We start from the raw sequence: 13,692 nt of genomic DNA on the forward strand, positions 1-13,692 counted from the left end.
TTTATGAATATAAAACAAAGCAGTATAGAAGAGTTAGAGACTCTTTGCACGGATATAAGAGAAGAGATTTTAAGAGTTGTTAGTAAGAACGGCGGGCATTTAAGCTCTACTTTGGGGGCTACAGAGCTTATTGTAGCTATGCACAGAGTTTTTGACTCCAAAAAAGACCCCTTTATATTTGACGTATCCCACCAATCATACGCTCATAAACTTATTACTGGCAGATGGAGGGAGTTTGACACTCTAAGAGAGTTCGGCGGATTGTGCGGATATACAAAGCCCAGCGAGAGCGAACATGACTACTTTGTAGCAGGGCACAGCTCAACATCCATATCTTTGGGTGTGGGTGCGGCCAAAGCTATCGCACTAAAAGGCGAGCAGGACTCCAGAGTTCCAGTTATTATGATAGGCGACGGTGCTATGACCGCAGGTATGGTATATGAGGCGCTAAATGAACTTGGCGATAGAAAGTACCCGATGGTCATCATTCTTAACGATAACGAGATGAGCATATCAAAACCTATCGGTGCGGTCAGTCGTATGCTCAGTTCAGCAATGGCTTCACCGTTTTACCAAAACTTTAAAAGACATACCGAGAACTTTGTAGACAATTTCGGTGAGGGTGCGAGATACATTGCAAAAAGAATGGAGGAGTCCTTAAAGCTTATAACTCCGGGCATACTCTTTGAAGAGATGGGGGTTGACTATATAGGACCGGTTGACGGGCACAATCTGACATCGCTCATAGAGATACTCCAAAAAGCAAAAGAGCTTAAAAAGCCTGTTATAGTTCATGCCCAGACCATTAAAGGCAAAGGGTATGAGATAGCAGAGGGTCAAGAGGAGAAGTGGCACGGTGTCGGACCTTTTGATATAGACAGCGGAAACGCAGCCAAAAAAAGCAGTGCAAAAAGTACTACGCAGATATATAGCGAGGCACTAATGCACCTTGCAAAACAGAATGAAAAGATAGTCGGAGCAACTGCGGCTATGCCGACGGGAACAGGTTTGGATGAGCTGATGAAAGCATTTCCTGAGAGATTTTGGGATGTGGCGATCGCGGAACAGCACGCTGTTACATCAATGGCAGCTTTGGCAAAAGAGGGGTTTAAACCCTTCTGTACCATCTATTCGACATTTTTACAGCGCGGTTATGATCAGGTTATACATGATACCTGTCTGATGAATCTTCCAGTTGTCTTTGCACTTGACCGTGCAGGAATAGTGGGCGAGGATGGAGAGACGCATCAGGGTGTTTTTGACATCAGTTTTTTAAGAGCCATTCCAAATATGACGCTTTTTGCCCCAAGAGATGAGAAGAGCTTTCATCAGGCGATGGCGTTTGCGTCCGAGTATCCATATCCGTGCTCGCTTAGGTATCCAAGAGGCTCATTTATCCAGACGGACCTGCCGGACTCTTTGCCTTTTGAGCTCTCAAAATCTCAGCTTCTGCGCTCTGAGAGCGGCGATGTTCTCTTTATAGGATACGGAAACGGAGTGGGGCGTGCTTATGAGACTTCAAAACATTTGGATTTTGAAGTAAGTATTTTGGATCTGCGATTTGTCAAGCCGCTTGACGAAGAGATGCTTTTAGAGATGTCTAAAAAACATAAAAAGTGGTTTGTATTTAGCGACAGCGCAAAGATGGGCGGAGTCGGCAGTGCTATCTTGGAGTTTTTAGCAAAAGAGAAGATTTTAGATGTAGAAGTGGTAAGCTTTGAGTACGAGGACAAGTTTATTACCCACGGAAGCACAAAGCAGGTGGAGGAGTCTTTGGGACTTCTGCCTGAGCAGCTTGCAAAAAAGGTCACTGAGTCAGTGAGATAACTCCTGCAAACCTTCCGGTTTGCCCCTCGCCTCTGTATGAGTAGTAAGACTCTGCCTTACAACATGAGCAATCATTGCAAAACTCAATATTTTCTTTTTTTATGCCGCAGGAGAGTAACTGTTTTAGTAAAATAGCACCTACATCAAGATAGAAGCTCTCGCCTCTTTTTTGCATAGCATACTCAAATCCTTTCTCTCTTGCCTCATCGTAGATCTCGCCCCCAACCTCATAACAACATACTCCGATACTCGCACCCACACTTACATATATATCTTTTGGGTCTGAAGAGAACTCGGTTTGCATCTTATCAAGAACATTTTTTACTATGTTCTTAAATGCCCCCTGCCTTCCCGCATGAGCCACCGCTATAACCTTTTTTTCATGGTCATAGAACAGAATAGGAGAGCAGTCGGCGACCATGACCATAAGAGGAGTGTTTGGTCTGTTTGTTACAAGTGCGTCACATGTTGGAGGAGTATCAAAATCCTCATCTTTGACAATATGCACGATGTCTGAGTGGATCTGTTTCATATGAACGAGTGAGTTTTTTTCATATCTAAGCTCTTTTGCCAAGATAGAGTGATTTTCTTGCACGCTTATCTCATCATCTTGGACATGAAATGCAAGGTTACCACTCTCTTTTGTAGTAAAAGCATGCAATAGTTCTGGAAATAAGCTTAGTTTTTTACTATAATAGAATTTCATCTAAAAATTATATCCAAAAGGGAGTGTTTTGAGTAAGTTTAGTTTATACCCCGTCACTTTGGACGGGTCGGATATAGAAGCAAAAAGGGAAGAGATAAGGGCATATTTTCACAACACTTTTGATATTTTTGAGAAGATATTTGAAGTTTTAAAGAGCGATGAGGTATTTTACCAAAAGTCGGAGCCTACACGCCACCCTATGATATTTTATTTCGGTCATACCGCAACCTTTTTTATAAACAAACTTGTCCTTATGAAGATAATAAAAGAGCGTATAAATCCTGAGTTTGAGTCTATCTTTGCCGTGGGCGTGGATGAGATGGAGTGGGACGATACAAATGGCACTCATTACAAATGGCCTAAAGTGGATGAGGTTAGAGAGTACCGTAAAAAGGTAAGAGCTCTTGTCGATGATCTTATAACTTCGCTTCCACTCACTCTGCCGATTACTCAAGATTCGCCCATGTGGATAATCTTAATGGGTATAGAGCATGAGCGCATCCACATAGAGACATCTTTGGTTCTGCACCGCCAGATGCCTCTTTATAATGTCAAAGAGGTCAGAGAGTTTAACATCTGTACGCATACTTCAGCGGCTCCAAAAAATGAGATGATAGATATAGATGGCGGCAGTGTTTTTCTGGGTAAAGATAAGTCGCATAATCTCTACGGCTGGGATAACGAGTATGGAGAGTTCAGTGAGATGATAGAGAAGTTCAAAGTCTCAAAATATCTTGTAAGCAACGCGGAATTTATGGAATTTGTAAAAGATGGCGGATATGAAGATGAAGAGTTCTGGGATGACGAGGGGAAGAAGTTTTTAGCCATAAGCGGTGCGAAACATCCTATTTTCTGGGTTTTAGAAGATGGTAGTTTTAGATACAGAACACTCTGCAAGCTTATAGATATGCCGCTTGACTGGCCGGTTGATGTAAACGCGCTTGAAGCGGAGGCCTTTTGCCGCTATAAAAGCAAAAAGGATGGAGTAGTTTACTCTTTGCCGAGCGAGGCGGAGTATAGGCTGATATATGAGTATGCAGGATTATGTGATATTCCGGACTTTCACGAGAGCAGGGCAAACCTGAATTTCTACCACTATTTTAGCTCCTGCCCCGTAAACGAGTTTGGTTTCAACGGCATATATGATGTCGTGGGGAATGTCTGGCAGTGGAGCCGCACGCCGATATTCGGTTTTAATGGGTTTGAAGTTCATAGCGCTTACGATGACTTTTCAACTCCTACTTTTGACAACAAACACTCTCTAATACTAGGCTCATCATGGGCAAGCAGCGGAAATCTTATAATGAAACACTCACGCTACGCATTTCGCAAACACTTCCCTCAAAATGCCGGTTTTAGATACGTTATATCAAGCGGTGATGAGAAAATTGAAAACGATATTTATGAGAGCGACGAGCTTGTATCGCAGTACTGTGAGTTTCAGTACGGCGATGAGAAGTTCGGCGTAAAGAATTTTGCAATAGAGTGTGCAAAAATCGCCTCAAAATTTGCAAAGAACCACACAAAAGCTCTTGATCTTGGATGTGCTACAGGACGTGCGACATTTGAGCTTGCCAAGAGTTTTGATGAGGTGGAGGGAATTGATTTCTCGGCTAGATTTATCGGCGTGGGGGTAAAGCTGAAAAATGATGGCTATGTAGCATTTGTTTCAAAAACAGAAGGCGATCTGGCAGAGAAAAAAAGGGTAAGCATAGATGAACTTGGTTATGATGCACTCAAAGATAGAGTCTCATTCTGGCAGGGCGACGCGTGCAACCTAAAGCCGAATTTCAACTCTTACGACTTAGTAATGGCTACAAACCTCATTGACAGGCTTTACAATCCTAGGCTATTTTTACAGAGTGTGGATGAGAGGCTAGAGAGCGAGGGCATCTTGATCCTGACTTCGCCATATACCTGGCAGGAGAGCTCAACCAAAAAAGAGCTCTGGCTCGGCGGATACAGAGATGAGAGCGGTAAGGATGTAAGAACCATAGATACGCTAAAAGAGATATTGGGCAAAAAGTTTGAGCTTCTCCATCTGCAGGATCTGGAGTTTGTCATAAAAGAGACAGCCAGAAAATTTCAGCACAGCATCGCAGAGGTTAGTGTCTGGAGAAAAAAGTGAAGTATGATTTTTCAACCTCTGTAAGCAGAGAAGAGACAAACGCGGAGAAGTACACTTTAAGAGAGAAGCTCTTCGGTACAAACGAAGTTATTCCTGCGTGGGTGGCAGATATGGACATAGAGACTCCTGCTTTTGTCCTAGATGCCGTAAAAAAACGCTTAGAGCATCCAATCATAGGGTATGAAGAGGTGCCGTCCAGTATGTTTGAAGCCCAGATAGCATGGATGAAAAAAGAGCACGGCGTAGAGTTTGCGTTAGAAGAGATGCTTTACTCTCACTCGGTCGTAGCGAGTATGAATGCGGCCATAGAGGCATTTACTGATAAGGGCGATAAAATAATAGTCCAAACACCGGTTTATCCGCCATTTTTTCACAGCGTGATTGAGCATGATAGAGAGCTTTTAAAAAATCCTCTGCGTCTTGGAGATGACGGAAGCTATACTTTTGATATAGAAGATCTAAGATCAAAGATAGATGAGAGAACAAAGCTTCTGCTTTTAAGCTCTCCGCACAACCCTGTGGGGCGCGTCTGGAGAAGAGATGAGCTTGAGGAGATACTAAAAGTTTGTTTAGAACACAACATAGTGGTCTTTAGCGATGAGATACACTGCGACCTTATCTACAAGCCAAACAGGCATATCCCGTTTGCTTCGCTTAGCAAAGACTCAAGAGAGATTAGCGTAACGGCTATTGGGGTCGGCAAGACGTTCAATATGGCGGGATTTGCCATAAGTAGTGTTGCCATACCAAGTAGAGAGTTAAGAGAGAAGTTTTTAAAAGTATATAACCGCATCCACTTCGCACAAGGCTCCTCTCTCTCGCATGTGGCTTTTGAAGCGGCATACAGAGATGGTAGGGAGTGGCTTGAAGAGCTAAAAGCACATCTTGAAAAAAACTTTTTAATGTTAAAAGAGACGTGCGAAAAATACTCCATAAATGTAACGCCGATAGAGGCTACATATCTGGCTTGGCTTGATTGCAGGGGCTTGGGATTGCGTGATCGCGAGCTTAGAGAGTTTTTTGTAAAAGAGGCTCGTCTTGGTCTTAGCCCAGGGATAAGTTTCGGCAGAGAGGGGAGCGGTTTTATGAGATTGAACTTTGCCGTTAGTTCTGATAAAATGTCGCAAATGATAAAAAACCTAGAGAATGCATTAAAGAATTTTGGGAGACAAAATTGATCGAGATAAATTGGGACGAGTTTAAATTTTTTAAGCAGTACAGTGAGAAAAAAAATGATAATTTCGAGGTGCTATTAGACTTTTTAAAAAGCTACTATAGCATGACAAATATAAAAGAGATGTATGAGACGATGGCAAACGACGACACCGCACAGCTGATGCTCAACAAGCGTGAGATACGCTCGGTGGAAGATTTAGAGAAGCATCTCTTTAGAAACTTCAATGTCGCAAAATGATCTAGCAAAGATAGAGTCGTTTTTAGCAAAACACCACGTTTTGACTCTGGCTACAACTGATGGCTTAGAGCTTAGCGCGTGCAACCTTTTTTATGCCTATGATGCAAAAAGAGTCTCATTTGTGGTTGCAAGCAGCGACGACACGACACATATAAAAAATATCTCCAAAAGTTCATCAGTTGCAGGAACTGTCGTTTTGGAGACGAAAACCGTAGGCAAGATAGAGGGAGTTCAGTTTAGGGGCGAGTTTGTAGAGGTTGAAGATGATGAGCTAAAAAAACTCTATTTTAAAACTTTTCCGTACGCTCTTGCGATGAGCCCGAAGCTTTGGCAGATAAAAGTAGACTACTTTAAGCTAACCGACAATACTTTGGGCTTTGGCAAAAAGATTATTTGGCAGGCTTCTTTTCCTTAAACATCGTACAATCGCTTCCACTGCTTTGAAAGACCAAAAGTGAGGGAATCTGCGGAGATTTAAATCCATAAGCTCGGCATCCGTGAGGTCTTGAGGCTTCCCACGTAACAAAATAGTATTCACATCTTCTACAGTTAATTCTTTTCATATCGGCTCTTAATTTAAGTGCGCTATTTTAGCATATTTGGTACAATGGGATAATTAAATTTTAAAGAGAAGCGGATGGATAAAATACTTTTAATGCTGCAACTGCAAGCATCTCTAAATGAGGCTACAAACGGCGATAAATGGACTGAGGGAATCACGAAGAACGGCAAAGTAATCAACTGGAGACGCTGCATCTATATGGAGTGTGCAGAGATGATAGACTCCTTTAGCTGGAAACACTGGAAAAACATAGACCAAGAGGCAGATTGGGACAATCTTCAGGTTGAGGTCGTTGATGTCTGGCACTTCGTTATGAGTCTGGCAATAGAGAACTACTCACAGACCCTAAGAGGGCAGGTTGAAGATCTGGCGATAAATATCTCAGAGTCAAAGAGCTTTAAAAAGATAGATACTAAAGAGGCGCTGTTTGCTTCTCAGGATGAGACCATCCAAAAGATAGAATCGATCATGATAGACACTCTCTCAAGAGGCCCGCTTGACCCTGAAAACCTTATAGCAGACTTCTTTGATCTTGTGGTTATGAGCGGTTTAAATCTTGAGAGTCTCTACAACCTCTATGTAGGAAAAAATATCCTAAACCAGTTCAGACAGGACAATGGCTACAAAGATGGCTCTTATATCAAGGTATGGGCAGGAGAAGAGGATAACGTTATAATGAAGAGAATCTTAGAGCAAAACAGCGATATTAAACCCGATGAGCTTTATAAAGAGCTTACAAAACTCTATTTGGCGTTAAATAAGAGCTAATATTTGAGTGCTATATTAGAAGTTGAAAATCTATCGTTTGGTTATAAAAAGGAGCATCTGCTTTTTGAAAATCTCTCTTTTTCTCTCAAAAAAGGAGAGATAAAAGCGATAGTGGGAGCAAGCGGAGCCGGAAAGAGCACTATTTTTGAACTTATTTTGGGCAACCTGAAACCTCTTGGCGGAAGCATTAAAAGCTCTTTTTGCTCTGAAGTGTTTCAAGACCCGTACAGCTCTTTTCATCCGAGTTATACGCTTCTAAACCAGATAAAAGATGTCGCAAAAGTTGATGAGATAGAGTCGTATTTAAAAAATATAAACCTTGATTATGAGCTTCTTTTAAAATTACCGCATGAACTCTCGGGCGGTCAGCTTCAACGTGCTTCCATACTCCGCGCTATGCTTATGAAGCCGGATCTGCTCCTGCTAGACGAACCTACTTCCGCACTTGATAATGTCATTCAGTTGGAGGTTATGAGCATGCTTGTAAAACATCTCGATAGAATGGGGATGCTTCTTATTACACACGATCTCGACCTCGCCAAGTGGTGTGCGGATGAGATCATTATGCTTTAAGAAGATACTTTACCAGGTAAAAACCTCCGCCTGCGGCAAAGACCGAGCCAAAAGCGTTAAGTCCCATATTTGCAGCTGCAAGAGCCAAGTGCCCTCCGTTTATCAGTAGAAGAGTCTCTACGGCAAAAGTCGAGTAGGTGGTCAGCGCACCGAGAATTCCAGTGGAGAAAAACGATTTTGCATGGAGGGAAAAAACGGTAGTGTACATAAAGTATGCGATAAGCACTCCCATAACGAAGCTTCCAATGAGGTTTACGCCAAGCGTTCCGTAAGGGAGTTCATGAGGCACTCTGTGAGATATAAGACCGTTTAGGTAGGCTCTAAGAACCGCGCCGATAAAGCCGCCGCTACCTATGGCGAGGATTGTTTGCCAACTCATCGTCATACACCTTTTGCATTTTTACTCTTAGATCGCTTAGCCAGTTCTCATCGCTTTTATCAGCCACAAACGACTCTAAAAAGATAGCTTTTACTCTTCCAGGTCTGTAGTAGAACTCTTTTGTGTTGTAATATTTTGCCGTTTGCATCAAAACTACGGGCTGAACACGAAGATTGTTCGAATCTGCAATGATCTTTGCACCCGATTTAAAAGGGAGCATTGTCCCCTTTGTGGAGCGTGTACCCTCCGGAAACATCGTAATGACCCTGTTTGTTTTAAGAATACGTTTCGCATCTTTTAGAAGCTTTATAAGAGATGTCTTGCTCTCCCTCTCTACGGCTATATCCTGAGGCAGTTTAAGGGCTAGACCGAAAAAAGGCATATCAAATAGCTCTTTTTTAGCGACCCAGGTAATGTCTCTTGAGGTGATTGTCTCCATCACTACGATATCAAGATCGCTTTGGTGGTTGACTAAAAACATCTGGGCTTTTGGATCCTCTTTGCCTTCAACCGTAACACTGAAAAAAGTTCCTATCCTGATAAGCCACGCAGCTATCTTTCTGCTGTATGGTCTTGGAAGAAGGTAAAAGGTAACAATCATAAAAGTTAGCGAAGTCGCAATTATAAGAGTTGCGAAAAGCCAACTAACGTGAGCAAATATCTTCATTTTTTATCCAACCTACTTTTTCTCCATCAATACGTACTTTTATCCAGCCTTCAACCTCATTCTCTTTTTGAAGATGCAGCTTCTCCTGTGTAGTCTCAAATATCGTTCCGTTATAAAGAGGAAGCAGATAGATGTTTGAGCCCTCTTTTAAACACACCTCTTTTGAAGGAAGAGCGACATATGCTATATATGCCAGAGGCAGTATAATGAAAACAAGATATATATACTTCTTTCTCCACAAGATCACAAAAAAAGCGACTACCGCCACTGCTCCTGCAATAGCCATCTTGAGCATCTCGCGAGACTGATCTTTTGGTTTTAGATCGCTTTGTGTAGCAACGCTGTCGTCATCAACTACGATGGGTATATAGATTGGGATAAACCTGTTCTTTTGCAGATTAAAGTATGAAAATGATAGGTTTTCCATATTTTTGTCAATTACCGCATAGTAGGTTATTTTGGAGTCAAAGTAGGACTCTGTAATAGACTCTACTCCCTGTTTGTAAGCACTGTTCAAATGAAGAGCGGCTATGTCGCAGTTTGTAGCGGTCGCCACGAATACGACGATATTGTGCGCGTTGTCATAGCTTGTGGTCTTGTACTCCAGTATCTCAAACGAGGAAGCTACTATATTGGAGAAATCTTTTTTAGGATTTAAGGAGATGACGTTCATGCTTTGACCAAGAAGAGTTGTGCTTCTGTATATCTCGTCATTGTTACCTATAATGGTTGCGGTAAAATCAGGAAGTCTGATGCTCTGTGAAGTAGCCAAAAAGTGAAAGGTCTCATAGAAGTACTTTGAGTCTTTTTCTCTAGAGGGAAAATCGCTTAGAAGTTTTAGACCCTCAGAGTTGGAGAGTGTGTATGAGATATCCATAAAGTCTTTAACCGTTGAGAGGCTCTTTATGGTAACGGTAAAAATCTCCCCCTTTAGGACTCTTGCGGGGACTTTTTCATAGCTTAGATACAACACCTTTGGCAGGCTTTGTATCTCATCTTCGGTAATAAAAGTGTTCTGATCTATATTTTGCGTATCAGCATAGCTCTTTGTATCTGAACTCTGCGTTGCATTTGCAAGCGAGGCTGTAAAGAGAAAAAAGCATGCTAATAAAAAGAGTTTCACGCTTTTAAAAACCCTTGAAGCATCTTAACACCGTCGCTGCTTCCAAGAATGCTCTCCATAGCTCTCTCTGGGTGCGGCATAAGACCAAAAACATTCTTCTCTTTGTTGCAGATACCCGCTATAGAGTCTACGCTTCCGTTAGGATTTTTATCATCTCCGTTTGCGTCACAGTACTTCAGAAGAACCTGATCGTTGTCGTAGAGCTCTTTTAATCCATCTTCATCTATATAGTAGTTTCCGTCATGATGGGCGATCGGGATATTTACGACATCGCCGTTTTGCAGCTCTTCTAAAAACACATTCTCGTTACTGATGACTTTAAGATGATGGTGTTTTGAGATGAAGTGCAGGCTCTCGTTTCTCTTAAGAGCACCCGGAAGAAGTCCTGACTCTGTTAGAACCTGAAAACCGTTGCAGATACCCAAAACTTTTCCGCCGTTCTTTGCATAAGCCGAAACAGCTTTCATAACAGGGCTGAACTTTGCAATAGCGCCGCTTCTTAAGTAGTCTCCGTAGCTAAAACCGCCTGCAACTACAAAGAGGTCTGTATCAGAAGGAACGCTCTGCGACTTGTGCCACAATATCTCTGTTTTGGCGCCAAGTTTTTCAAAAGCGTATTGTGTATCATATTCGCAGTTCGTGCCGGGAAACTGTAAAATAGTTACTTTCATTTTACCAGCTCTATGTTGTAATCTTCAATTACCGTATTTGCAAGAAGCTCTTCACACATCTTTGTTACATCAGCCATCGCCTTTGCCTCATCGCTCTCATCAAGCTTTAAAACTATCTGCTTTCCTACGCGTACGTCACTTACATTGTCGAAGTGCAGAGACTCCAGTGCGTGATGCACCGCTTTTCCCTGAGAATCCAAAACACCAGCTTTTAAAAATACGTTTACTATAACTTTCATAATCCCTACTTCCCTAAAATTCTATTTAAAACTTGCTCGTAAGCAACTGTCAGTCCGCCGAGACCTTGACGAAATCTGTCCTTATCCATCTTCTCACCGCTTGCCATATCCCAAAAACGGCAGTTGTCAGGGCTGATCTCATCTATTAGGATGATATTGCCGCTGCTATCCTTGCCGAATTCAAGTTTAAAGTCGACCAGATTAAGACCTTTATCTGCAAAGTAAGGCTTAAGAATATCATTTATCTGTCTTGCCATACGGCGAAGTTTGTCAAGCTCGTCTTGAAAATCAACAAGGCCGAGAATAAGTGCATGCTGGTCGTTTAGTTTAGGATCGCCCAAAGCGTCGTTTTTGTAGTCGAACTCAACAAGTGTAAACGGAAGAACGGTACCGTCTTTTATGCCGAGATTTCTACTTAGGCTTCCCGTTGCAATATTACGAACGATAACCTCTATGAGAATAACCTCTGTTCTTTTGTGAAGCATATGATTCTCATCAAGCATCTTTACGAAGTGAGTTTGTATACCCTTTTGCTCTAAAAGTTTGAAGAGTTCCGTAGATATCTTGTTGTTAAGAGCACCTTTTCCCGCTTCGCTGGATTTTTTCTCTCCGTTAAACGCAGTCAAGTCATCTTTAAACTCTGAGATAAGAAGATTTTCATCATCAGTTGTAAACAGTTTTTTTGCTTTTCCCTCGTAGAGCAGTTCTCTTTTTTGCATCTTTTTTATAGTCCTTTTGTAATGATTAATGCTTTTAAAATATCAACACCAACTTTTAGCTGCATGTCTTTGTTTATCATCTCGTCAGTGATGATATATTTTGAGTCTTTTTGAGCCTCATCCTCTTCCTTCTTGCCCTCTACTTTTTCCAGTTCTTCTTCTAAATGTTTCTTTAAGTCAGCCTCTTTTATCGCAAATTCATTTTTATTTACAGTTACTTCACCAGGGAACACCTCAATGTCCGGTTTTACGCCAAGTGCTTGTATTGTTCTTCCGCTAGGAAGATAGTATCTCGCAATTGTAAGCTTGATAGCCTCCTCTTCGGTTATAGGAAGGACAACCTGAACGCTCCCTTTTCCAAAGGTGTTTTGACCTACCACGATAGCACGTTTGTGATCCTGAAGAGAACCGCTTACGATCTCGCTTGCACTTGCACTGCCGCCGTTTACAAGCACTACGAGCGGAACATCTGTTATAGTATTTTTAGAACTCGCAGAGTATATCTCATCGTCTGCCTTGTTTCTTCCCTTTTGTGAGACTATATCTCCCTCGTCGACAAAAAGGTCAACAAGTCCGACCGCCTGATCAAGAAGCCCTCCGGGATTGTTTCTTAGGTCAAGAACAACTCCTTTTGTCGTCGGCTTTCTCTTTTTTATGGCTTTTGTCACTTCATCTACCACTTTTTTGTCAAAGCTTGTTACGCGGACATACTGGATATCGTTGCCGATTGATTTTGCATAAACAGACTCTATTGTGATAGTGCCTCTTACTATTTTGATTGTAAGAGGTTTGCTCTCACCCTCTCTTACTATCATCAGCTCTATAGGCGTACCTACTTTGCCTCTCATGATGGAGACCGCTTCATCTATCGTCATATTGAGAGTCGATTCGTTGTTTATCTTCAAGATAATATCGCCGGCTTTGATTCCCGCTTTGTCCGCAGGCGTGCCCTCTATCGGTGCTATTACCGTCAATGCGCCGTCTCTGACACCCACAGTGATACCAAGACCGCCAAATTCACCGTTCGTTTGGACTTTTAAATTTTTATAATCTTTTTGGGTAAGGTAGTTTGAGTGTGCATCCAAGTTACTCATCATCCCCTCTAACGCCTTGTCCATAAGCTCCTCGATCGTGACATCGTCTACATTGTACTGCTCTACGATACTTATGACTTTTGTGAATTTTGCCAAAGATTCAAGTCTGGAAGCCTCTTTGTCCTCACTCTTTTCATCTGTAGAGGCAAGAAGATTTGTGGAAAAGAGCAGAGCTAACGCGACCGTTACAGAGGCAAAACCTAGAGTAAGTAACTTTTTGTTTTTCATTATTTTTCCTGTATAAATTAAAAAGGACATTATAGTAAAAAGCTGTTTAAATAACAACTTGGACGAAATTGATTTGCGGTAATTTTTATTTAAATTATTTTTAATATAATACGAAAATTTTAATTATCAAGGTATATATTTATGAGCAGTATAAAAGAGTATTTAACGGCGGATCATGGTCGTTGCGATGAGCTGTTCGCGGCGATGGAGGATGCGGCAACAAACTCTATAGAGAGCGCAAAGGCGGCTTATGAGGAGTTCGCAAAAGAGACTGAGAGACATTTTCAGATGGAAGAGCGCGTGATGTTCTTGGAGTTTGAACAAAAGACCGGTATGACGCAAGGTCCTACAGCGATGATGAGACATGAACATGCGCAGATGAGAAATCTTATATCCGACATTGGCAAGGCGATCGAATCTAAAGACAAAGATAAGTTTTTTGGAAGCAGTGAGACGCTGATGATATTGATGCAGCAGCACAATATGAAAGAGGAGCAGATGCTCTATACCATGGCGCAGCAGCACTTAAGCGCAGAGTCGGACCGCATTGTGGATATGATGCGCTCAATGATCGTAGAGTAGTGAGAAGATACG

The 13,692-nt window shown here is 41.9% G+C and carries 16 protein-coding genes; 8 read left to right on the forward strand and 8 right to left on the reverse strand.

Annotated features, from left to right (window positions below):
• Nucleotides 1–3 precede the first annotated feature (3 nt).
• Complete coding sequence (dxs, locus tag RBR61_RS05120; protein WP_320342542.1) at nt 4–1,827, forward strand: 1-deoxy-D-xylulose-5-phosphate synthase; 1,824 nt, start codon at nt 4–6, stop codon at nt 1,825–1,827.
• Here the strand turns inward: dxs and pgeF are convergent.
• Nucleotides 1,808–2,533, reverse strand: a complete 726-nt coding sequence (pgeF, locus tag RBR61_RS05125) for a peptidoglycan editing factor PgeF (RefSeq protein ID WP_320342543.1) — start codon at nt 2,531–2,533, stop codon at nt 1,808–1,810. The genes dxs and pgeF overlap by 20 nt on opposite strands.
• Nucleotides 2,534–2,561: 28 nt before the next feature.
• Between pgeF and ovoA the strand changes: the two genes are divergently transcribed.
• From ovoA to RBR61_RS05155, 6 genes are all read left to right on the forward strand, one after another.
• Nucleotides 2,562–4,661, forward strand: a complete 2,100-nt coding sequence (gene ovoA / locus RBR61_RS05130) for a 5-histidylcysteine sulfoxide synthase (RefSeq protein WP_320342545.1) — start codon at nt 2,562–2,564, stop codon at nt 4,659–4,661.
• Nucleotides 4,658–5,839, forward strand: a complete 1,182-nt coding sequence (locus tag RBR61_RS05135; RefSeq protein ID WP_320342546.1) for a pyridoxal phosphate-dependent aminotransferase — start codon at nt 4,658–4,660, stop codon at nt 5,837–5,839. The genes ovoA and RBR61_RS05135 overlap by 4 nt, the downstream gene beginning before the upstream one ends.
• Nucleotides 5,836–6,075 (forward strand): hypothetical protein, encoded by a 240-nt coding sequence (locus RBR61_RS05140; protein ID WP_320342547.1) that lies wholly within the window; start codon nt 5,836–5,838, stop codon nt 6,073–6,075. Before RBR61_RS05135 ends, RBR61_RS05140 begins: the two co-directional genes overlap by 4 nt.
• Nucleotides 6,062–6,490, forward strand: a complete 429-nt coding sequence (locus RBR61_RS05145) for a pyridoxamine 5'-phosphate oxidase family protein (protein ID WP_320342548.1) — start codon at nt 6,062–6,064, stop codon at nt 6,488–6,490. Before RBR61_RS05140 ends, RBR61_RS05145 begins: the two co-directional genes overlap by 14 nt.
• 222 nt (nt 6,491–6,712) lie before the next feature.
• Entirely contained in the window at nt 6,713–7,405 is a 693-nt protein-coding gene (locus RBR61_RS05150; protein WP_320342549.1) for a dUTP diphosphatase, read from the forward strand.
• A gap of 3 nt (nt 7,406–7,408) precedes the next feature.
• Complete coding sequence (locus RBR61_RS05155) at nt 7,409–7,978, forward strand: ATP-binding cassette domain-containing protein (RefSeq protein WP_320342551.1); 570 nt, start codon at nt 7,409–7,411, stop codon at nt 7,976–7,978.
• Here RBR61_RS05155 and crcB read toward each other — a convergent pair.
• From crcB to RBR61_RS05190, 7 genes are read right to left on the reverse strand one after another with little or no spacing between them, the layout of a single operon-like run.
• A complete protein-coding gene (crcB, locus tag RBR61_RS05160; RefSeq protein WP_320342553.1) occupies nt 7,968–8,357 on the reverse strand; it encodes a fluoride efflux transporter CrcB in 390 nt (129 codons plus the stop codon). The two genes, RBR61_RS05155 and crcB, sit on opposite strands and share 11 nt — an antisense overlap.
• The gene (locus RBR61_RS05165) at nt 8,326–9,024 is read right to left on the reverse strand and encodes a lysophospholipid acyltransferase family protein (protein WP_320342554.1); all 699 of its coding nucleotides are present in this window, start codon (nt 9,022–9,024) and stop codon (nt 8,326–8,328) included. Before RBR61_RS05165 ends, crcB begins: the two co-directional genes overlap by 32 nt.
• Complete coding sequence (locus RBR61_RS05170) at nt 9,002–10,147, reverse strand: GW dipeptide domain-containing protein (protein WP_320342555.1); 1,146 nt, start codon at nt 10,145–10,147, stop codon at nt 9,002–9,004. Before RBR61_RS05170 ends, RBR61_RS05165 begins: the two co-directional genes overlap by 23 nt.
• The gene (purQ, locus tag RBR61_RS05175) at nt 10,144–10,818 is read right to left on the reverse strand and encodes a phosphoribosylformylglycinamidine synthase subunit PurQ (RefSeq protein WP_320342556.1); all 675 of its coding nucleotides are present in this window, start codon (nt 10,816–10,818) and stop codon (nt 10,144–10,146) included. The genes RBR61_RS05170 and purQ overlap by 4 nt, the downstream gene beginning before the upstream one ends.
• Nucleotides 10,815–11,057 carry a phosphoribosylformylglycinamidine synthase subunit PurS gene (gene purS / locus RBR61_RS05180; protein WP_320342558.1) on the reverse strand — a complete coding sequence of 81 codons (243 nt, stop codon included), beginning with the start codon at nt 11,055–11,057 and terminating at the stop codon, nt 10,815–10,817. Before purS ends, purQ begins: the two co-directional genes overlap by 4 nt.
• A 5-nt stretch (nt 11,058–11,062) precedes the next feature.
• Nucleotides 11,063–11,776 carry a phosphoribosylaminoimidazolesuccinocarboxamide synthase gene (purC, locus tag RBR61_RS05185; protein WP_320342559.1) on the reverse strand — a complete coding sequence of 238 codons (714 nt, stop codon included), beginning with the start codon at nt 11,774–11,776 and terminating at the stop codon, nt 11,063–11,065.
• Nucleotides 11,777–11,781: 5 nt separating this feature from the next.
• Entirely contained in the window at nt 11,782–13,098 is a 1,317-nt protein-coding gene (locus RBR61_RS05190; protein ID WP_320342560.1) for a S41 family peptidase, read from the reverse strand.
• Nucleotides 13,099–13,239: 141 nt separating this feature from the next.
• Here RBR61_RS05190 and RBR61_RS05195 point away from each other — a divergent pair, with 141 nt between their 5' ends.
• A complete protein-coding gene (locus RBR61_RS05195) occupies nt 13,240–13,680 on the forward strand; it encodes a hemerythrin domain-containing protein (protein ID WP_320342562.1) in 441 nt (146 codons plus the stop codon).
• The last annotated feature ends 12 nt before the right edge of the window (nt 13,681–13,692 follow it).

The sequence above is a fragment of the Sulfurimonas sp. genome (assembly GCF_034005705.1).
In the GTDB taxonomy this organism is placed as follows: Bacteria; Campylobacterota; Campylobacteria; order Campylobacterales; family Sulfurimonadaceae; genus Sulfurimonas.